Below are 21,372 nucleotides of genomic sequence, written 5' to 3' on the forward strand. Positions count from 1 at the left end.
TTTCCCCAGAAAGTGTTAACTTAGCCTGCAAAAGCCTTTCGCCATGCTCATACTTTTTGTGCTGCTTTACCTGCTCTTCAACATCGGGGTAGGCTTTTGGGCATCCAGACGCGTAAAGAACACCACAGACTTTCTGCTGGCGGGCCGGCAGCTGCCTTTCTACATTTCTACGGCGGTGGTGTTTGCCACCTGGTTCGGCTCCGAAACACTGCTGGGCGCTTCCTCAGAGTTTGCGCAACATGGCCTGCTGGGCGTGATGGAGGACCCGTTTGGCGCGGCGCTTTGCCTCGTGCTGGTGGGCCTGTTCTTTGCCAAGCGCCTCTACCGCATGAACCTGCTCACCATGGTGGATTACTACCGCGAGCGCTACAACCGCCCGACCGAGCAGTTGGCAGGCTTTTTCATGATCATCTCCTATTTCGGCTGGATTGCGGCGCAGATGGTGGCACTGGGCATTGTGATGAACCAGGTATTTGGTGTTTCCACAGCGACGGGTGTTGTGGTGGGTAGCATGATTGTGGTGGGCTATACGTTTATGGGCGGCATGTGGTCCGTCTCCATCACCGATTTCGTGCAGACGGTGATGATCATCGGCGGCCTGATTTATATCTCGTACGAACTGATGCAGCAGGTGCCGCTGCAGGAGGTTACGGCAGCTTTGCCAGATGACTTTTTCCGCTTTGTGCCACAGGAGCGCGACAGCGTGAGCTGGCTTAATTATTTCGCCCTCTGGATCACGATCGGGCTGGGCTCTATTCCGCAGCAGGATGTTTTCCAGCGGGTGATGTCGGCGCGTTCAGAGCGGGTGGCGGTGGCCTCCTCCATCGGGGCCGGCTTTCTATACTTAACAGTGGCCTTCATGCCGCTGATGCTGGCACTCTATGCCAAACTGCTGCACCCGCACCTGATGCAGGAGGATGCTCAGCTGTTGGTGCCAGGCCTGATCCTCAGCTCCTCCTCCCTGCTGGTAAAGGTGCTTTTCTTCGGAGCGCTTATCTCGGCTATCATCAGCACGGCCAGCGGCGGTATACTTGCCCCGGCAGCGGTGCTCAGCGAAAACATGCTGAAGCCCCTCCTCAAGAACGTGACAGACAAACAGCTGCTGCTGCTCTCGCGGGTCAGTGTGCTGCTGGTGGCGGCGGTATCGCTTAGCATGGCTTTGCTGCGCAGCAATATCTATGAACTGGTAAGCGAGTCGTCGGCACTGAGCCTGGTGAGTCTGTTTGTGCCGCTGGTGGCCGGCCTGTTCTGGCGTAAAACCACCTCTGCGGCAGCCATCGCCTCTATGCTGGCTGGTATGGGCGTATGGCTGCTGGCCCTTTACCTTGAGACAGCTGTAAACCCCATGCTGTATGGGTTGGCTGGAAGTATAGCCGGCCTTCTGGCCGGGCAGCTGCTGAGCAGGCAAAAGCAGCCAGAGGTGCTACAGCACCAGTACACTTCTCGCTAACTGCACTGAAAGCTGCCCATAACCTTAAGCATATTACACTAGTAATCAATATATTATAAGCAACCATAAATTATGCCTGCTACCAAAGCAAAGCTTTTTAATGAGCCCGAGCTAGTGATCTACACTGAACCGGAGCATCAGCTGATGGTGGTGCAGGCAAATGGCGTTGTGCCATCGGGCGTTTACCGCCGGGGCATGCGAATCGCCATAGACGAGGCCATCAATAAACAGCTGAAGTATTGGCTCGTGAACAACAAGGCTGGGGGAATTATCTCACCAGCCGACCAGATTTGGGCTAATGAGGTGGTTATGCCGCAGTTGGCGCATAAATCTGCCCTCGTTAAAATGGCACTGATAGAGCCTGCGGATGTACTAAGCCAGTTAATATTGGAGGGTATGATGGACGAGGCAAGGCATATTACCCCATTCGAGATGCAGTTCTTCGACCGGTTGAAGGATGCTTATATGTGGTTTCGGGAAACAGGCATGCCCTCTAAGTAAAAACAAAAAGCGGCTTCCGCTGATACAGAAGCCGCCTTCTTTGGCCGTAAAGCTGCTTTCCCCTAATTGATCGGGAAGGCGATGCCCGCTTGGAGCACAAGCTGTTCCAACGGCGTGTTATACTTCAGCTGGGCGTTGAAATCCAGTGTTTCGGTGAGCGGAAAAACTAGTCCAGCTCCAATGTTGAGGCCAGCTTTGTTGTCTGATGCGTCGCTTGACCCCATCCAGCCATCATCACCATTTACCTCTACCTTGGCAAATCCTACGGTCAAACCGGCTAAACCATAAAAAGACACTTTTTCGGAGCTTGCAAAGTAATACCTGCCATCAATATCCAGAGTGCTTACCTGCCCGGACATTTCTCCACCAAAGAAATCAATCTTCGATTTAAAGAAATAGGTAAAGCTAGGGGCAACACTGATGTTCTCAGTAAAGAAGTACTCGCCGCCAACATGAATACCTAAGCCTCCTTTTGTATCACCATCTTCATCTAGGCCGGCTTCTGTTCCGTAGGCCAATCCAGCTCCCAACTTGAGTTTCCCCTGCTCTTGGGCAAATGTTGTACTCGCTGCTAAAACAACTGCAACTAAAGAAAGTAGGAATGTTTTCATAGACTATAATTTTAAGTTTATAAAATGTTTTATAGTGCAAAAATAGAAGTAGCCATCAAACATACAAACATATGTATACTTATATATTACTTCTGTGCGCATTGTAATGTGTACTCATTTATCTGCGAGTTGACACAGCTTATGAAAACAGAGAGCCCCTGCCATACTTTGGCAGGGGCTCTCTGTTGATGCATTTATACTTTCAGGATTATTTAAATCGTCCTTTTAGCTGCGCCAACTTCGCCTGAAAGTCATTCATCGGCTCTTCTTCGCGTTTGTTGCCGCCTTTGCTGCGGTTACCGCCTCCGCCACCGGCAGGTCTAGCTGCGGCAGGATCGCCTTTCATGCTCAGGGAGATGCGCTTGCGGGCCTCATCCACCTCTAGCACCGTCACTTCTACCTTCTGCCCTACCTTCACCACATCGTGCGGATTGCTCACGAAGCGATCCGACAGGTGGCTTACGTGTACCAGGCCGTCCTGGTGTACGCCAATGTCCACGAAGGCACCGAAGGCGGTGATGTTGGTAACGATACCCGGTAGCTTCATGCCGGCACGCAGGTCTTTTATCTCGTTCACACCCTCTGTGAAGCTGAAAGCCTCATACGTCTCGCGCGGGTCGCGGCCTGGCTTGGCCAACTCGCTGATGATGTCCTGCAGGGTAGGCAGACCTACCGTATCGGTAACGTAATTCTTCAGGTTGATCTTTTTGCGCAGCTCGTCGCTTTTCATCAGGTCCTGCACCGTTACGCCCAGGTCTTTGGCCATTTGCTCCACGATTGGGTAGCTTTCCGGGTGCACGGCAGAGGCATCCAGCGGGTTCTTCGCATCACGAATGCGCAGGAAGCCGGCCGCCTGCTCAAAAGCCTTATCACCTAAACGGGCAACTTTCTTTAGCTCCGTGCGGGTGCGGAACGGTCCGTTTTGGTTCCGGTACTCCACAATGTTCTGCGCCAGGGCAGGGCCAAGGCCGGAAACGTAGGTCAGCAGCTGCTTGCTAGCCGTGTTCACCTCCACGCCCACGGCGTTCACGCAGCTCATTACCACGTCATCCAGCGAGTGCTTCAGGGCCGACTGGTCCACGTCGTGCTGGTACTGGCCCACGCCAATGCTTTTCGGATCGATTTTCACCAGTTCTGCCAGCGGGTCCATCAGGCGGCGGCCGATAGACACAGCGCCACGCACCGTCACGTCCTGGTCCGGGAACTCCTCACGGGCCACCTCAGAGGCAGAGTAGATGGAGGCGCCGCTTTCGTTTACCATCACCACCATGACAGAGGCTGGCAGCTTCAGGCTCTTCACGAAGGCTTCTGTCTCGCGGCTGGCCGTACCATTACCAATGGCAATGGCCTCCACCTCAAAGCGGGTCACCATGTAGCGCACGGCCTGCGCGGCCTCCTGCTCCTTGTGCTGCCCCGTGTGCGGGTAAATAGTTTCGTTGTGCAGCAGCTTGCCCTGCTTGTCCAGCACCACCGATTTCACCCCGGTTCTAAAGCCCGGGTCGAGCGCCAGAACGGTTTTCTGGCCAAGCGGTGATGACAACAGCAACTGGCGCAGGTTATCGGCAAATACGCGGATAGCCTCCTCATCGGCACGCTTCTTAGAGCTCAGGCGCACCTCGGTTTCCATGCTCAGCTTCAGCAGGCGCTTATAGCAGTCTTTCACGGCCAGCTTTACCTGCTCGGCAGCGGCGTTGTTGCCCTGCACAAACATATTTTCCAGCTTCGCCAGCGCGGCTTCTTCGTCGGGCTGGGCCGTCAGCATCAGCACCATCTCGGTTTCGCCGCGGCGCATGGCCAGAATGCGGTGCGAAGGCGCTTTCTCGATCGGCTCCTCCCACTCAAAGTAATCCTTGAACTTCTGGCCTTCCTCTTCCTTGCCCATCATCACGCGGCTCTTGAACACGCCCTGCTTCTCGAACAGCTGGCGCATGGTGGCACGCGCCTCGGCATTCTCGTTCATCCACTCGGCCATGATGTCGCGGGCACCGGCCAGGGCCTCGTTCACATCCTTCACCTCTTTCTCTTCGGAGATAAAGTTGGCGGCCTCTGCCTCCACATCGAAGCTTTCCTGGGCAAACAGGCGCTCCGCCAGCGGCTCCAGCCCTTTCTCGCGGGCGATGGTGGCGCGGGTGCGGCGTTTCGGCTTGTACGGCAGGTAGATGTCCTCCAGCACGGCCATGGTCTCGGCGGCCATGATCTGCGCCTCCAGCTCCGGCGTCAGCTTCTCCTGGTCTTTAATAGACTTCAGGATGCTTTCGCGGCGCTTGTCCAGCTCGCGCAGCTGCTCCATTCTGTCGCGGATGGCGGCAATCTGCACCTCGTCCAGCGAGCCGGTGGCCTCCTTTCGGTAGCGGGAGATAAAAGGTACGGTAGCGCCCTCGTCGAGCAGCCTGGCGGTGGCCTCTACCTGTTTGATGGTAACGGATAGCTCCGAGGCTATCTTCAAAAGATGGTCTAAATTCGGTTCCATATAATGCTTTAAGCCAATTTCTGGTGATGCGCCGCGGCAGGAAAGTATAAAAGACGTGAAAAGGCTCCTGCTCCTTCCCCTCCTGCCAACATTGCCTTTGCCCGTGCGCAGCATAGTATAACACGGGGCTTTAGAAACGCCAAATTTAAGCCTTATTGCCTAACCTGAAAACTTTATCCGCTGAAATGATGCCCACGGAAAGTATAAAGCCGCGCGATAGCCCTCCCTTCTCTTACGCTGGGGGCTTTCTTATGCCGAATTGTGTACCTTTGCACCGCAATTCATTTCCAACCAATTAGCTAGTACCCATGGAAACTGCAACCCATTTTTCCGCAATCAGCCACTGGACCTACCACCACCTGGTGAAGATAGGCATGCCCGAGAGCTCTGCTGTATACCTGAACATGCTGCTGTTGCTCACCGCAGTGCTGGTGCTGGTATATGCCACCGGCGCAATTGCCAAGCGGCTGATGGTGGGAGCGGCGCAGCGGTTCTCGGCCAAAACCAGTACGCAGTTTGATGACCTCCTCATCAAGAACAAGGTGTTTAACCACCTGGCCAAGATAGTGCCGCTTGTCATTGTGGTGCAGGCGCTGCCCATTGTCTTCGCTGACTTCCCGGGCTGGATAAAGCCGCTGAAAACCCTGACCGACGTGTACACCGTGCTGCTCTCCATTTGGGTGATCAGGGCCTTTCTGCGTACGATAAAGGACTTTGCCAAAACCACCGCCCTCTTCCGCGACAAGCCGGTAGACAGCTTCATGCAGGTGGTCTCCATCTTTTTATACTTTGTGGGGGGCCTGCTCATCTTCTCACTGCTGACAGGCAAGGAAGTTTGGGCCTTCATCACTGCCATGGGTGCGGCCTCGGCCATCCTTCTGCTCGTGTTCAAGGACACCATCCTGGGCTTTGTGGCCAGCATTCAGGTATCCACCAACGACATGGTGCGCATCGGCGACTGGATCACCATGGAGAAGTATGGGGCCGATGGCGATGTGATCGAGATAAACCTGACGACGGTGAAGGTGCAGAACTGGGACAAAACCATTACCACCATCCCCACCTATTACCTCATCTCCGACTCTTTTAAGAACTGGCGGGGCATGCAGCGTACGGGCGGGCGCCGCATCAAGCGCTCCATTCACATCAAAATCTCCAGCATCAGGTACCTGTCTCCGGAGGATGTCAAGCGCATGAGCCAAATACACCTGATCAAGGATTATCTGGAGAGCCGCCAACAGCAGATAGACAAGCACAACAGCGAAAAAGGAATAGACAAAAGCCTGCTCATTAACGGGCGCAACCTGACCAACGCAGGGGTTTTTAGGGCGTATGCCAGCGCTTATATCGAGCAGAACGAGTTTATACACAAGGACCTGACCATGATGGTGCGCCAGCTGGAGCCCACCACCACCGGCATGCCCATCGAGCTGTACGTGTTTGCCAATGATGTGCGCTGGGCGCAATACGAGCAGATTATGGCCGATATCTTCGACCACCTGTTGGCTGCAGTGAAGTACTTTGACCTGGAGGTGTTTGAACACCCGGCCGCAGACGATGTGCGCAGCCTGCACCATGCTGTGTCGGGCGCCAAGCTGCCGTTTTATAGTGCGGAAGCCATGCAAAATTAAGGCAGGATAATTGCTCATGCAGCCGCAGCTACGAACCCAATGAACATTAAAAGCCCGAAACGCTCCCGCCGCTACACGTATTTGTATGTGCTGCTGTTCCTGTTGCTCCTCACTGCCTGCGTGGTGCGCCCGCTGGACCGCACCCCGTACCAGCAAACGGACTACTACCAGGAAACGATCAGCGACCTGAGGGAGGAGCCGGCCACCATCAGCCACGGCGACACGGTGCAGGTGGGTTGGGCCAAGGTAAACATTACGCCGCCGGTAGGCACCCCGCTGGCCGGCTACGGCAAGCGCCTGGGTATGGCCTACGAGCAGGTGCACGACTCGGCCTGGGTCCGCACAATTGCCTTCAGCAACGGTAATACGGAGGCCTACTACGTGGCGCTGGATTTGCTGATCGTGCCGATGCAGGTGCTGCAGGAACTGGAGAAAGTATACCCGGAGCTGGGTTTAAAACCGGAGCAGGTATACCTCACCGCCACCCACAGCCATACCAGCTTTGGGGGCTGGGGCAAAAAGCTGGGCATCAAGTTTATGTCGGGCAAGTATGATGCGGAACTGGTGACGCAACTGGCTCGGCAGATCGCGCAAAGTATAACCCTGGCCCGGCAGAACCTGCAGCCAACCAAAGTGGGCTTTGGCAGCACCAGCGCCGCCAGCCTGGTGAAGAACCGCCTGCTCGACGATGAGGACAACCCTTATTACGAAGACCGCCAGGAGAAAAGGGACACAGCGCTGCGCTTCCTGAAGTTTGAGCGGGAGGATGGCACCACGGCCGTACTCTCTGTTTTCTCGGCGCACCCCACCATACTTCCATCCGACGACCCTACCCTTTCCCGCGACTACCCGGGCGTGCTGGTGGACGAGCTGGAGGAGCGCGTCAGCTTTGCCTCCTTCTCGGCAGGCGCCGTGGGCAGCCAGAGCACCGTGTACTTTCACGGGGACACCCACGAAAGCACCGAGGCTGTGGGTAACCGACTGGCCAAGTTGCTGCGCGAGGAGTTGCGGCATGTAAAAACAGACTACATCTATACGTTGGGCTACGACCGGGTTCCGTTGGAGCTGCCGGAGCCGAGCTGGCGCATCAGCAAGGGCCTGCGGCTGGCGCCGTTCCTGTTCAACAGCATCTTTGGGGAGCACCCGGCATACCTTACCAGCCTGCAGCTGGGCGAGGTGGTGTTTTTGGGCGCCCCAGCCGATTACTCCGGCGAGTTCGTGGCGCAGCTCTCAGAGCAGGCCCAGACACAGGGGCAGCAGGCAATCGTTACCAGCTTTAACGGCGGCTACATCGGCTACGTCACTCCGGATAAGTATTACAACCTGCAGGAGTACGAAACCCGCAGCATGAACTTCTTCGGCCCCTACAGCGGCAGCTACCTCACCGAGATCATGCTGCGCCAGTTGCAGCAGTACCGGCCAAAGTAGACCTTTTGATTATCCAAAGCCTGTTTCTAGGCGCATCCATAACAGCAGGCAAACTTTTTCGCATTTATTTTATCCAATCCATATTACTACTCAGAGGCACAACAATATCCTGATCTGGCCTCTAAAAAACAGGAATAATTACATTTAACTCACCCCATTAAATGTAATTTATTATTCAAAAAATTCGGCAATATACTTGTGTCGCGAAAGTATAACTTGGCGAATAAATCAACTATACAAGAAACTGAATCTGCGTTGAAACAACAATTTCCGCTGCACCTCTATTGCCCAAACCACCCCCTAAAGCCTTCTACCGGGGCTGCAAAGCCTCTCTAAAAAGTACTACTTGTTTCCACACCGGTTTTGCTGGCATAAATCCAATTTAAAAACAGCACCGTATTCATGGTGTTTAGAAGCAGAACTGGGAGCCTTGAATTGCACTAAAGCGTAGCGCCCCTATCTGCTGCTAAGCCAAGTCTTTTGACTAGATGACGCCAAACTACAATTAAACCTCAGACCAGCACATTTACACACTAAAACAGAATCCTTATATGTAACACTTTTAAACAACACCGTGTATGAAACACTTCTCACCTTCCCAGTTGCTTTTCCTTCTGAGCTTCGTGCTCTTCCTGTTGCCGGGAATCACCTCGGCCCAATCGGCCCTGGATATAGCGCTCAGGCACATAGACCAGACTAAAGCAGCTTATAAGCTTACCCCCGCCGACCTCTCCGATTACGTTGTTACCGACAAGTATACCAGCAAGAACAACGGCATCACCCACATCTACCTGCGCCAGCGCCACAACGGCATTGAGGTGGTGGATGCCAACATCAACATCAATATTGGTAAAGATGGCAACGTGATTAACATGGGCAACCGGTTTATACCGAACCTGCGTGCGGCCATAAAAGGCAACGGGGCGGGCGTCTCGGCGGAGCAGGCGGCAGCTGCGGCAGCAAGCCACCTGAAGCTGAAAGCTAACAAGCCCTTTGAGGTGAAGGAGCGCAAAAAGCCAACCGACAAACTGCCTGCCGCCGCTAAGGCTGTGGTGCTGAGCGATGGCGGCGTCTCCTTATCCCCTATCCCCGCCAAACTGGTGTACCAGCCTATGCCCGATGGCAGCGTGCGCCTGGCCTGGGAAGTATCTATTTACCAGACGGATGCCCAAAGCTATTGGAACGTGTATGTGGATGCGGCTGACGGTCAGGTGCTGAAGAAGGAGGACCTGGTGATACACGACAACTGGGGTTTGCCCACTGTAACCGATGCCCCGGGCGAGACAATGCGCTTCACGAGGAAAGCAACCGCTGCCCCTGCGGTTGATGCAGCCATCCTGGCAGAGGCCAGGCGCCTGCAGGAGGAGCAACTGGCCAAAGCCATAGCGCCAGGCAGCCTGTCAGCCGCCGCAGCCACCAGCATTGCCGCCAGCGGCACCTACCATGTGTACGATGTGCCATTCGAGACCCCGAGCCACGGCGACAGGACCATTGTAACCGGCAAGGAGGACCCTACGGCCTCTCCCATGGGCTGGCACAACGATGGCCTGGCCACCTACACCATCACCAAAGGCAACAACGTGCATGCCTACGAAGACCGCCTCGGTGCCAACGCCGGTATCAGTCCCGACGGAGGCCTGGGCCTGAATTTCGATTTCCCGCTGGACCTGACAAAGGAGCCAACCACCTATGTGCAGGCAGCCACCACCAACCTCTTCTACTGGAACAACCTCATGCACGATGTCTTTTACAAGTATGGCTTCGATGAGGTGAGTGGCAACTTTCAGCAAACGAACTTTTCGGGCGAAGGCGCAGGACTGGACGGCGTGATGGCAGAAGCACAGGACGGCGGCGGCACGAACAACGCCAACTTCCTGACACTGCAGGATGGCGTGCCAGGCCGCATGCAAATGTACCTCTGGACGTCCTCTGTTCCTGCCGAGCTACTCCACATCACCGCCCCCGCTTCCGTTGCCGGCGCTTATGTTGGCATACAGGCCGCTTTTGGCCCCGATGTAAATGAAACAGGCGTAGCTGGCAGCATCGTGCTGGCAGCCCCGGCAAACGGCTGCAGCGGCACCCCTGCCCTGCCTGCGGGCTCTGTTCCGGTTCCTTTCACCAACCAGTCAGAGATTGCCGGTAACATTGCCCTGGTGGACCGGGGCGACTGCAGCTTCATCGAAAAGGCCCTGAACGCACAGGCTTCCGGGGCTACCGCCGTAATTGTGGTAAACAACGTGGATGGCCCGGCCATGTCTATGGGCGGCGACGAGACAGGAACCGCCGTACTCATTCCGGCCATCATGATCAGCAAGGCCGATGGCGACAAGCTAAAAACGGCACTTGCTCAGGGACTGGCTGGTAGCGTACGCAGAGAAGGGGGAGTACCTCCCCTGCGCGACGGCGATCTGGACAACGGCATTGTTGCGCACGAGTACGGCCATGGCATCTCTACCCGCCTGACAGGCGGCCCTAGCACGCAGTGTTTATCCGGTGCCGAGCAAGGGGGCGAGGGCTGGAGCGATTTCTTTGCCCTGTTCATGACCATGCGCCCGGGCGACGCGGGCCCACAGCGCCGCGGCATCGGCACCTATGTGCTTTCTGAAGGAACAGACGGCGGTGGTATCCGCCCGGCACCCTACAGCACCGACATGGGCATTAACCCTTATACCTATGGCATGGTGTCTAACCCTGAAATATCGGTGCCGCACGGTGTCGGCTTCATTTGGGCTACCATGCTTTGGGAGATGACCTGGAACCTGATAGACGAGTATGGCTACGACCCAGACATCTACAACGGGAAGGGCGGCAACAACATTGCCCTGCAACTGGTAATCGATGGCCTGAAGCTGCAGCCTTGCAGCCCCGGCTTTATCGATGCACGCGACGCGATACTGGCCGCCGACATGATCAACAACGGGGGCGCCAACCAGTGCTACATCTGGCGGGCCTTTGCCAAGCGCGGCCTGGGCTACAGCGCACAGCAGGGCAGCAACAACGACCTGACAGACGGCGTGGAAGCCTTCGACATGCCTCCTTCCTGCACTCCGCAGTTTGCCATCACGCTGGATGCCAACCCATCTCCTGTGGTAGACGGAGGCGAGTTGACCTACAACATCACCGTGACGAACAATACCGCCAGCAGCATGAACGGCGTGACCATTACCAGCCAGATTCCGGAGAGCACAGTGCTTGTAGCCGATGGCAGCAAAGAGGCACCGAAGGTGTCGGGAGGAGCGGTTTCGTTCAAACCGGTAAGAATGGCGCAAGGCGAAAGCATAAGCCGCTCGTTTAAGGTGAAGGTGCAGAAAGGCCACGGCACCACCGTCTATTTCCAGGATGATATGGAGAACGGCGGCGGCAAGTGGAAAGCCTCGCATGGGCTGGGCCTCAGCGATTGGGTGCTTAGCAACAAGAACCCTTACAGCGGCGCTACCTCCTGGTTTGCCGTAGATCCGGATGCCTTCAGCGACCAGTACCTGATGACAGCCGCTCCGGTTGCCGTTGGGGACAGCGCCCTGCTCCGCTTCTGGCACAGCTACGCTACCGAAGCCGGCTTCGATGGTGGTGTCGTGGAGATTAGCACCAACAGCGGCCTTACCTGGGTTAACCTTGGGGATAAGATGATCCAGAACGGCTACAACAGCACCATTCCGCTGGCCAATGCTTCTACCATCAACAGCCCCGCCTTTACCGGCAACAGCAACGGCTACATACAAACCCTGGTAGACCTAAGCAGCTACAAAGGCAAAAACGTGCTCATCCGTTTCCGCATGGGCTCGGATGTGCTGACGGGGGCCACTGGATGGTACGTGGACAACGTGGACATCGTCTCCAACCCTACCACCGTTACGAATACCGCAACCGTTACCTCCAAGTGGGGCGGCGATAAAACAGCCTCTAACGAGACGCTGGTGCTGAAGGCCGAGGCACTGACAGCCAGCTCTGTTTCTAACCTTGTGGCTCCGGCCAGCCAGGCTATTCTTTATCCGAACCCGGCACAGCACACCGTAAACCTGCGCCTGGCCCACAAAACCACCGGGCCTGTAGCGGTAAAAGCCGTTAACATGCTGGGGCAGCAGGTGCTGAGCCAGCAGTTCCAGGCAAGCGAGCGCCAGGCTGGGCTAACCATCCCAGTCGACAAGCTCCCGAACGGCGTGTACTACCTCTCGGTAACTGCCGGCGGCAAAACCGAAACACACAAGCTGGTTATTAAGAAGTAACAGCTACGGCAACAATAAAAGAAAGGGCCACCTCTATAGGGTGGCCCTTTCTTTCTCTGCCCTGTACAGGCTTTGCAAGCCTACGGCACTCGCGACGGACAACGTTTCTGATTGCTCTTTTCATTTTCAGTGAAAACAAAGACAGGGCAATGCTCCTGCCTCTGGGCCACACAATCCAATCAACATTCTCTGATTTACCTCACAATCCTATGGTATTCTTATTAAAATGATAAACATAAATCCATGAAATCGGTTTAATAAAGTATAACTGAGGCAGATACACCTCGGTGTTTGTGCAATTTAGACAACGAGTTATGGAACCGATGATAGATATTACTAACATACTCTTTCTGGCGCTGATCGGGATGTACCTGGTGCTGCTGGGAATGATACTGGCCTACGTTTACTTCGACGCGGAGCAGCGCGGGCTAAACGGCTGGCTGATCGCCGGCATGACCTTCTTTACAGGCACCATTGCCGGAGCACTGGCTTGGTTGATCTTCAGACCAAAACTGAAGCCCCAGCCCATACCCGTCCGAAGTTAAGCGTACCGGAAATTAGACCGTAGAACGAGCCGGCAGCCGGAAAATAAGTATATTAGGACTTATTTTCCGGCTGCCGGTTTTTTTATGTCTGTTCCTACCGAACCTATGTGAACCCGGTTGCCGTTGAGTGGCCTTTGCCAAAGGCCGCACGCTTGATAGTTAGGATGTATTATCTCTCCCAAGTATGAAACCAGTGATTTTGGGTATCTTGCTGCTACTAGGCATGCCCGCTGTGGCCCAGCAGCACGCATACCGCAACCTTGTGCTAGAGGGTGGCGGAATCAGAGGCATTGCCTACGGAGGCGCTCTGAACGAGCTCGATTCCCTTGGCATCCTGCCCCAGATCGAGCGGGTGGCGGGTACTTCTGCAGGGGCCATACAGGCAGCATTCCTGGCAGTGGGCTACACACCCCAGGAGATTACGGACATCACCTTTACCACCCCGGTACAGAAATTTAACGACGGGCGCTTCCTATTTTTTGGCGGCACCAGCCGGCTCTTCAAGCAGTATGGCTGGTACCGGGGAGACAAGTTCACGGAATGGCTTGGCCAGCGGATAAAAGCCAAAACAGGCAATGCCGACCTTACCTTTGGTGAGCTGCACGAGCTTGCCCTGCAGCACAAGGCCAGAGACCTGTACGTGACCGGCACTAACCTGACAGACCAGTGCGTGATGGTGTTCTCCCACGAGACCTTCCCCAACATGCAGGTAAAGCATGCAGTGCGCATCTCCATGTCTATCCCACTGTACTACCGCGCTGTGCTGCTAGACCAGGAGGGAAATGTGGTGACGAACCCGCACAAGGGCCAGCAGGTAGACGTGCTGGTTGACGGCGGAGTGCTGGCAAACTTCCCCATTGCGCTGTTCGATGCCCCTCAGTACCTGGATGCCGCCTCCCCGGACCAGGATTCTGCCGCATTCCTTTACAACCCCCAGACGCTCGGACTCAGGCTGGACCGCGACGAGCAAATAAGCTATGACGCGCAACAGGCAGGGCTCGCCCCCTACCACATCAACGGGTTCAGCGATTACATGGGCGCCTTCTATACTATTGTGAAGGAGAGCCTGAACCGGCAGCCCCTGCAGCCACAGGACTGGAACCGCACTATCTCGATCAGCACGGCCGGCTTCAGCCCGCGGGTGCGCAAACTCAGCGAAGCAGAAAAGAGCGCTTTGTTGGCTAGTGGCCGTAAGGGCGTGCAGGCGTTTATGAGCAGAACCCAACCCCTAGAGCATGACTAAGCAGCAGGACATCCGGCAGGAGTCTGTTTTTATACCTGTCACCGCCACCGACACCCTCCACCTCAGGCGCTTTAGCCAGAACCACCAGGGGCCGCCCGTGTTCCTGGTGCACGGCTCCATCGAGAACGGCCGCATCTTCTACTCCAAGTCAGGGAAAGGCTTTGCGCCGTGGCTGGCCAGGCAGGGCTACGATGTGTTTGTGGCTGACCTGAGAGGGCGTGGCTTAAGCACACCGGCCATATCTGCAAGTTCCCGGTTCGGGCTGAGCCACACGCTGCAGGAGGACTTTCCGTCGTTCATCAGCAAGATAAAGGAACTGAAGGGCGACGTGCCGCAGTACTGGGGCGCCCACTCCTGGGGCGGCGTGCTGATGCTGGCCTACCTGGCGCGGCCCGTGCAACCGGTGCAGGTGCAGGCCATGGCCTTCTTTGCGAGCAAGCGCCGCATCAGCGTTCGTAGCCTTAAAAAATTCTTCATGGTGGATGTGATGTGGAACCGGTTTGCCAAAGCCTCCGTGGCCATAACCGGCGCCCTGTATGCGAAGAGGCTGAAAATGGGCTCAGACAGTGAAACCAAGCAGACGCACCGGCAAACGCACCAGTGGGTGGTGCAGCGGCGCTGGCTCGATTGGCACGACAAGTACGACTATGCCAAGGCGCTGCAGCAAAGGCAGCTGCCACCCACTTTATATTTAACCGGCGCCAACGACGACGTGCTGGGGCACCCCGAGGATGTGGAGAAGCTAATGCAGGAGACGGGCTGTGGCCGCAGCCAGTTCAGGGTATTGAGCACCGCCAACGGCTACCGCCATAACTACAACCACATCAACATTCTGACGCACCCCGATGCCGAGCAGGACCATTTTCCGGAAGTGGCGGCCTGGTTTAAAAATGCAGCGGCCATGCAACCCTCCCCCGCCCAGATGGGGTCTGTGTGATAGACGTGAGCATTTATTTTGTAATTTTAGAAAATTATTTTCCTGACACCCCCCATGAAGACTACTGTTAAATCCTTTTTCCTGCTGATGTTTGCCTCTGCCACCCTGGCTGGCTGCGACAACTGCGGCACCACTAGCATTTTAGAGCCAACCGTTGAGGATACCCAGTGGCTGGTGTACGGCAACGGCGATGTGGCACTGTTCAATAATGCCGGTGACACGGTTACCTACCAGCGCACCGGCATCTACGCCCAAAACGTTCCCGGAGAAGGTTACTCCGTTACGGATGACTGCATTGAAAAGCTCAACACACAGGTAACTAACATCATTGAAGATAAGGAGAGAAAAATGCCCTACCTGGGCACCTATGTCCTGAAAAAGCCCGATTCGCTGATTGTGAAGGTTGGGGTGGGCAGTAAGAACGCCTGGGAGATCAAGCCTACTACTGACACGCCACAGACAGTAGAAGTGGGCGAGGGCGAGACCAAGAAGACCTACACCGATGTTTATGTGCTGACAGCTGACAGCACAGCCGCTGACAGCCCCAAGGAAGTATACTTCAGCAAGGAGCAGGGATTCATTAAGGTGGAACTGTATAACAAAAAGGTTCTGGAACTGATCGAGCTGAAGAAAGGAAAATAACATTGCCTCATAGCAAACCTACCACATCAGCAAAAAGAAAGGGGGCAGCCGGAATTTCGGCTGCCCCCTTTTGTGTCTTTTAAACTAACTAAGCTTTCTTGAAATGTCTCTCTTCGCTGTTGATTTCGCGCAGCACCTCCAATGCCATGGTTACGTGCTCAAGCGGCTTGGTCATGGAGTTGAAGACGTAGCGCACCACGCCGTCCTGGTCGATGATGTAGGTAACACGGCCTGGTAGCAGCCCCAGTTTGCGGGGCACCCTGAACAGCTTCCGTATCTGCCCGCCCTTGTCGCTGAGCAGCGTAAACGGTAGCTTGTATGCCTTCTCGAACTTCTGGTGCGACTCCACGCTATCCGAGCTGATGCCCACTACTTCGGCCCCATGCTCCCTGAACACCTCATACTGGTCGCGGAACTCGCAGGCCTGTTTGGTGCAACCGGGTGTGCTGTCCTTCGGGTAAAAGTAAAGCACGACGTTTTTCTTCCCAATCAGATCATACAGGCGGAAAAGCCCCCCATCCTGACGCTCCAGCTCAAAATCAGGCACCTTGTCTCCTACCCTTATGGCTTCCTCTTTCATACGTGTTGTGAATGTATTTAAATTATCTAACCTGCTCACAGGCAAAAAGTTTAGTGCAAAGGTAGTGCCGCTCATGCCAGACTTTCAAAGAAAAGTCGCTTTATTAAGTAGGTGTGCCGGATTTTGGCCATCTTTGCCATACTTATGTCACCACAAGCCCGGATCAACGTCATCATACCTGCCTACAACGAGGAGAAATCCATTGCCCGCGTGGTGCAGGACATCCCGAAGGGCTTTGCAGAGGAGGTGATCGTGGTGAACAACAACTCCACCGACCGCACCGCCCAGGTGGCCGCCGCCGCCGGGGCCACCGTGCTGCACGAGCCCCGCCCCGGCTACGGCAACGCCTGCCTCAAAGGCATTGCGCACGCAGTCAGTAAACCCTTGGGAGCCCGGCCTGGCATTATCGTTTTCCTGGACGGGGACTATTCCGATTACCCGGCGGAGATGGTGCAGCTGGTGCAGCCGATTGCACAGGGGCAGGCAGACATGGTTATCGGCTCCAGGGCACTGGGCCAGCGCGAGAGCGGCTCCATGATGCCGCAGCAGATTTTCGGCAACTGGCTCGCCACCACGCTTATCCGCCTGCTTTACGGCACCCGCTTCACCGACCTTGGCCCCTTCCGGGCCATAAAGCTAGACACGCTGCTGGCCCTGGACATGCGCGACCGCAACTACGGCTGGACGGTGGAGATGCAGGCAAAGGCCGCCAAACAGAAAATAAAGTATGTAGAGCTGCCCGTTTCATACCGCAGGCGCATCGGCACCTCCAAAGTGTCGGGAACGGTAAAAGGCAGCGTTTTGGCGGGTTATAAAATCATCATGACTATATTTAGATACTTGTAAACCGTGTTTACGTATCGGGTAACAGCATGACTTTAAAAGCAGCATAAGTCCCACCGGAAGTATGGCCCCCGCAAAGAGCAACCTATTCAGCTATGCCGCCCTGGCTGTGTCGGCTGCGGCTTACGCAGCGCTTGCCTACGCCACGCCCCGCACCCAGTTCACACAGCTGCTGCTGCTCTACGCGGTGGTGTTTCTGGCTTACCTGTACGTTACCCATCAGCGCTTTAGCCTTCGGCACGGCATTGCGGCCGCCATACTTTTCAGGCTCATTTTCCTCCTGGCTACCCCTGCCCTGTCAGATGACTATTTCCGGTTTGTGTGGGATGGGCGGCTGTTGGCGGCAGGGGTAAACCCATACTTATACTTGCCGGAATTTCTGATGCAGCCGGACGCCCCGCAGGTGCCGGGCATAACGCAGGAGCTGTTCGCGCAGCTGAACTCGCAGCAGTACTACAGCGTTTACCCACCGGTGTCGCAGGCGGTGTTTTGGCTGGCGGCGCAACTCTCCCCGCACAGTATACTTGGCAGCGTGGTGGTGATGCGGTGTATCCTCCTGCTGGCTGAGATGGGGAGCATACTGCTGCTCTGGCGCCTGCTCCGCAAGATGGCCCTCCCCGAAAAGCACGTGCTCCTCTACGCCCTCAACCCACTCGTGATCCTAGAGTTAGTGGGCAACCTGCATTTTGAGGCGCTGATGATCTTTTTCCTGCTGCTGGCGCTCTACCAACTGTTTTACCATCGGCTGGTGTGGTCGGGTGTTGCCTTTGGCCTGGCTGTCGGCGCCAAACTGCTGCCCCTCATGCTGCTGCCCTTCGTGCTCCGAAAGCTCGGTATTAAGCCGTTTCTACTGTATGGCACCGTGGTGCTGCTAACGGTGGTGGCCCAGTTTGCGCCGCTCGTAAACCTGCAGGTGCTGCAGCACATTTTCCTGAGCCTGGATTTATACTTCCAGAAGTTTGAGTTTAATGCCAGCATCTATTACCTGCTGCGCTGGGTGGGCTTCCGGACGGTGGGCTACAATGCCATAGCCACGCTGGGACCGCTGCTTTGGCTCGTTACCTTGGTCACCATTTTAAGCATGGCCTCGGTTAAAAAGCTCGGCTCAATCAGAAGGCTGGCCGGCTACATGGCGGCGGCCTTAACAGTATACCTGCTGCTCTCCACCACCGTGCACCCCTGGTACCTCACTACCCTGCTGGCACTTACGGTTATGAGTCATTTCCGCTTCGCCATCACCTGGACGGGACTGGCTATACTTACCTACGCCGCCTACCGCACCCCCACTTACCAAGAAGACCTGCTGCTCGTTACGCTGGAGTATAGCCTGGTGCTGCTCTGGCTCGTTGCCGAACTGTACCTCTACCGCCAGCGCCGCCGGCATGTGAACCTGAATGGGTAACCTCCACCAAGATCGCGCTGTCCAGGCTGCCCCACTCGTTTACTCACTAACTGAGGGGAGCTTGTTTGCGCACGTGACCCTCAGGATGATAGGAACAAGCTTACCTTTGGCACCCCGAGCCGTACATCTAGATACATGATACTAAATCCGGACACCAATGGCAGACAACGACAAGTATAAAATTCCGGCCGCTACCCGCATCGGGCACGTGCACCTGAAGGTGGCCGACCTCCAGCGCTCCCTTGACTTTTACTGCGGCTTGCTCGGGTTCGAAATAACCACCATGTACGGGGAGGACGCCGCCTTTATATCGGCAGGAGGGTATCACCACCACCTGGGCCTGAACGTATGGTACAGCAAAAACGGACCTCCCGCTCCCCGGAAATCAGCGGGGCTTTTCCACACAGCCATCCTCTACCCTACCCGCAAAGACCTGGCTGCCATTCTGAAGCGGTTGGTGGATGCGGGGTATCCGTTAACGGGCGCCTCCGACCACGGCGTCTCGGAGGCCATCTATCTCAACGACCCTGACCAAAATGGCGTGGAGCTCTACTGGGACAGGCCAAAGGAGCAGTGGCCGCAGAAGCCGGACGGCTCCCTGGACATGTACACCCACCCGCTCGACGTGGCCAGCCTGCTGGGGGAGCTGGAGAAATAGCTTATGACTATACTTAAGGTTGAGGTTAGCCTGCCCTGCTCAGAAGGTATACAAGTATAAAAGCACTTACTACCGCAAGTTTTCACTCCTGGTTGTACAGCATCCGTACTGTCGCCAGATTGATGCCTGCCGCATCAGGAGTTACTGGGCGCTTCACCTCCGCTTTACATGATCTACAACCAGCGGGTAACGAAGTCTGGAGCACCGAACTACTCCTCTCCCATGTCTCTCAGCGGGTGCGTGAAAAAGTCGTTGAAGGGCTTCAGCATCCTGAATGAATCCAGCACCACCTGCAGGAAGTCCGGGCGCAGCACAACCTCGTCCGGCAGCGGCATTACGGCGTTCCAGCTCTTGAAACGCAGATAATGGATAGCCGGGTTCTCTTTTTCGTAGCCTTTGGGCGTGGTCTTCAGCTGCTCACCCTCCACGGCCCCGAACCGCTGCTTAAACTCCTCAGACTCCACCAGCCGCTTGAATACATCCAGGCTGTAGTCTATCTCCTGCCGTACCGCCTTTAGCTCCGGGGCCGGCGGATACCAGAGGCCTCCCGCCAGAAAAGATTTGTTGGCACCAGCCAGGTGCAGGTAGTAGCCGGGGAGCACTGATTTGCGGCCTCCCTCGGCCACATAAGCGCCAAAATGGTCTTTGTAAGGCCGCTTGTCTTTGGAGAAGCGCACATCGCGGTAAATCCGGAAAACCAGGTCCTTCCCTTGCTGGCCGCGCGCCGCGGGTTCAAAGTGCTGCATCTCCTGCAGCAGCTCGTCCAGAAAACCGATGTAGTTCTTGCGGGCCTTCTCGTAGCGTGGTTTGTTTTCGTTAAACCACTCTCGGGTGTTGTTTTGGGCCAGGTCGGCCAGGAAGCTCAGGGTACTCTTATCAATAGTGGGTGCCATACTTGCGTTTTAAAACCTGCTCAGACAAATGTCATTTTTTACGGGGAACAAAGCTACTACCTTAGCCCGACATGGAAAACAAAGTACCAACGGCGGATAGCAGCGTTGCTTCGTATACCTTCATACACGCTGTTCCGTTTTATATGCCCCGCTTCCTGTACATATTGCTGCTAGTCCTCCTGGGGGTGGCGGAAGTACAGGCACAGCAGCAGCCGTACCAGCCTTACAGCAAAGAGCGGTTAAGGCAGGTTATCCTGCGGTACGAGGCCATCGCCCAGACAAAGCTCTGGCACACCTTCCCCGACACGCTCCTGCTGCGCCCCGGCGATAGCAGCAGGTATGTGCCACAGCTACAGGACAACCTCCTGCTCACCGGCGACCTGTCCCTGGACTCTACTGCCGCGTCTCCGGACTATACCTTACGTCTGGCCACTGCCGTGAAGCGCTTCCAGGGCCGCCACGGGCTTTCTGCCGATGGTGTGGTTGGCCCCAACACGGTCGCAGCCCTTAACGTGACGCCAGACAAGCGATTGGAGCAACTGCGCATCAACCTCAGCCGCTTCGACTCGGTGTTCACGTACCAGCAGGAGCCTTACGCGGTGATCAACCTCCCGGAGTTCGTGATGCAGGTGGTGGACAGCAGCAGAACGCTCCTGCAGATGCGCGTCGTGATCGGGAAGCCGCCGCTCAAGACCTACCCCATCCATTCCAGGCTGGATATGGTCGTGCTAAACCCCTACTGGCAGGTGCCGGTTTCCATTGCCGTCAATGAGATTGTGCCGATACTGCGGCGCAACCCGGGCTATCTGGCCGGGAAAAAGATGATTTTGGAGAAGCCTACAGCAAGTGGTTGGGTGCGGGTAAACCCATGGGAGGTGGATTGGCAAAGTATAAACCGGGCCAACTTCAATTACCGCATCACACAGTTAAACGGCCCTGACAACGAGCTGGGAAGAGTAAAGTTTCCCTTCCCCAACCGGCTGCCGCAATACCTCCACGACACCCAAGCCAAGGCATTGTTCAACCACCCTTACCGCGCCTTCAGCCACGGCTGCGTGCGGCTGGAGAAACCGGTAGAGCTGGCTTACTATCTGCTGCAACGCGGCTCCGGCTACAGTTCCGAAGGCGTAGAAAAGCTGTGGGCACAAAGCAAGCCTAACCAACACATACGGTTTAAAAACCCAATGCCGCTGCACATTGTCTATTTTACCTCATGGGTGGATGAGCAGATGACGGTTCATTTCCGGGAGGATGTATACAACTACGATGCCCTGCTGGGACTGTAGCATACCGGAACGCACAGGCCTATACTTGT

17 protein-coding genes are annotated in these 21,372 nt (G+C 55.8%); 13 read left to right on the forward strand and 4 right to left on the reverse strand.

The genetic code is table 11. The annotated features are described in order from the left end of the window. The first annotated feature begins 43 nt into the window (after nucleotides 1-43). Both PXG97_RS08395 and PXG97_RS08400 read left to right on the forward strand, forming a co-directional pair. Nucleotides 44-1,450 (forward strand): high affinity choline transporter 1, encoded by a 1,407-nt coding sequence (locus PXG97_RS08395; protein ID WP_276497308.1) that lies wholly within the window; start codon nucleotides 44-46, stop codon nucleotides 1,448-1,450. Between the two features lie 72 nt (nucleotides 1,451-1,522). After that, nucleotides 1,523-1,951: a hypothetical protein gene (locus tag PXG97_RS08400; RefSeq protein ID WP_276497309.1), complete on the forward strand. Its 429-nt coding sequence runs from the start codon at nucleotides 1,523-1,525 to the stop codon at nucleotides 1,949-1,951. 62 nt (nucleotides 1,952-2,013) lie between these two features. Here the strand turns inward: PXG97_RS08400 and PXG97_RS08405 are convergent, their stop codons facing one another. After that, nucleotides 2,014-2,562 carry an outer membrane beta-barrel protein gene (locus PXG97_RS08405; RefSeq protein WP_276497310.1) on the reverse strand — a complete coding sequence of 183 codons (549 nt, stop codon included), beginning with the start codon at nucleotides 2,560-2,562 and terminating at the stop codon, nucleotides 2,014-2,016. Nucleotides 2,563-2,770: 208 nt separating this feature from the next. Next, nucleotides 2,771-5,032 (reverse strand): Tex family protein, encoded by a 2,262-nt coding sequence (locus PXG97_RS08410; protein WP_276497311.1) that lies wholly within the window; start codon nucleotides 5,030-5,032, stop codon nucleotides 2,771-2,773. 308 nt (nucleotides 5,033-5,340) lie between these two features. On the opposite strand from PXG97_RS08410, the gene PXG97_RS08415 reads away from it, so the two are divergent. The 7 genes from PXG97_RS08415 to PXG97_RS08445 all read left to right on the forward strand — a co-directional run bounded on the left by PXG97_RS08415 (nucleotide 5,341) and on the right by PXG97_RS08445 (nucleotide 15,681). Beyond that, nucleotides 5,341-6,663, forward strand: a complete 1,323-nt coding sequence (locus PXG97_RS08415) for a mechanosensitive ion channel family protein (RefSeq protein WP_276497312.1) — start codon at nucleotides 5,341-5,343, stop codon at nucleotides 6,661-6,663. Nucleotides 6,664-6,702: 39 nt separating this feature from the next. Next, nucleotides 6,703-8,091 (forward strand): neutral/alkaline non-lysosomal ceramidase N-terminal domain-containing protein, encoded by a 1,389-nt coding sequence (locus PXG97_RS08420; RefSeq protein ID WP_276497313.1) that lies wholly within the window; start codon nucleotides 6,703-6,705, stop codon nucleotides 8,089-8,091. A gap of 578 nt (nucleotides 8,092-8,669) precedes the next feature. Further along, nucleotides 8,670-12,314: a T9SS-dependent M36 family metallopeptidase gene (locus PXG97_RS08425; RefSeq protein ID WP_276497314.1), complete on the forward strand. Its 3,645-nt coding sequence runs from the start codon at nucleotides 8,670-8,672 to the stop codon at nucleotides 12,312-12,314. A 323-nt stretch (nucleotides 12,315-12,637) separates the two neighbouring features. After that, complete coding sequence (locus PXG97_RS08430) at nucleotides 12,638-12,859, forward strand: hypothetical protein (RefSeq protein ID WP_276497315.1); 222 nt, start codon at nucleotides 12,638-12,640, stop codon at nucleotides 12,857-12,859. A gap of 184 nt (nucleotides 12,860-13,043) precedes the next feature. Further along, a complete protein-coding gene (locus PXG97_RS08435) occupies nucleotides 13,044-14,102 on the forward strand; it encodes a patatin-like phospholipase family protein (protein ID WP_276497316.1) in 1,059 nt (352 codons plus the stop codon). Then, nucleotides 14,095-15,039: an alpha/beta fold hydrolase gene (locus tag PXG97_RS08440; protein ID WP_276497317.1), complete on the forward strand. Its 945-nt coding sequence runs from the start codon at nucleotides 14,095-14,097 to the stop codon at nucleotides 15,037-15,039. Before PXG97_RS08435 ends, PXG97_RS08440 begins: the two co-directional genes overlap by 8 nt. A 54-nt stretch (nucleotides 15,040-15,093) precedes the next feature. Next, nucleotides 15,094-15,681, forward strand: coding sequence for a hypothetical protein (locus PXG97_RS08445; protein WP_276497319.1), 588 nt, complete (start codon nucleotides 15,094-15,096; stop codon nucleotides 15,679-15,681). An 88-nt stretch (nucleotides 15,682-15,769) separates the two neighbouring features. Here PXG97_RS08445 and PXG97_RS08450 read toward each other — a convergent pair whose 3' ends face one another. Continuing rightward, on the reverse strand, nucleotides 15,770-16,261 hold the full coding sequence (locus PXG97_RS08450; RefSeq protein ID WP_276497320.1) for a peroxiredoxin: 492 nt from the start codon (nucleotides 16,259-16,261) through the stop codon (nucleotides 15,770-15,772). A 144-nt stretch (nucleotides 16,262-16,405) separates the two neighbouring features. On the opposite strand from PXG97_RS08450, the gene PXG97_RS08455 reads away from it, so the two are divergent. From PXG97_RS08455 to PXG97_RS08465, 3 genes are all read left to right on the forward strand, one after another. Beyond that, nucleotides 16,406-17,107 carry a glycosyltransferase family 2 protein gene (locus tag PXG97_RS08455; protein ID WP_276497321.1) on the forward strand — a complete coding sequence of 234 codons (702 nt, stop codon included), beginning with the start codon at nucleotides 16,406-16,408 and terminating at the stop codon, nucleotides 17,105-17,107. Nucleotides 17,108-17,168: 61 nt separating this feature from the next. Next, nucleotides 17,169-18,506: an MptA/MptB family glycosyltransferase gene (locus PXG97_RS08460; protein WP_276497322.1), complete on the forward strand. Its 1,338-nt coding sequence runs from the start codon at nucleotides 17,169-17,171 to the stop codon at nucleotides 18,504-18,506. Nucleotides 18,507-18,663: 157 nt separating this feature from the next. Continuing rightward, nucleotides 18,664-19,164 (forward strand): VOC family protein, encoded by a 501-nt coding sequence (locus PXG97_RS08465; RefSeq protein ID WP_276497323.1) that lies wholly within the window; start codon nucleotides 18,664-18,666, stop codon nucleotides 19,162-19,164. Between the two features lie 209 nt (nucleotides 19,165-19,373). Here PXG97_RS08465 and PXG97_RS08470 read toward each other — a convergent pair whose 3' ends face one another. Next, the gene (locus PXG97_RS08470) at nucleotides 19,374-20,057 is read right to left on the reverse strand and encodes a DUF2461 domain-containing protein (RefSeq protein ID WP_276497324.1); all 684 of its coding nucleotides are present in this window, start codon (nucleotides 20,055-20,057) and stop codon (nucleotides 19,374-19,376) included. A gap of 71 nt (nucleotides 20,058-20,128) precedes the next feature. Here PXG97_RS08470 and PXG97_RS08475 point away from each other — a divergent pair, with 71 nt between their 5' ends. Beyond that, nucleotides 20,129-21,343, forward strand: coding sequence for a L,D-transpeptidase family protein (locus PXG97_RS08475; protein ID WP_276497325.1), 1,215 nt, complete (start codon nucleotides 20,129-20,131; stop codon nucleotides 21,341-21,343). The last annotated feature ends 29 nt before the right edge of the window (nucleotides 21,344-21,372 follow it).

The sequence above is a fragment of the Pontibacter litorisediminis genome, from assembly GCF_029360645.1.
Classification (GTDB): Bacteria; Bacteroidota; Bacteroidia; order Cytophagales; family Hymenobacteraceae; genus Pontibacter; species Pontibacter litorisediminis.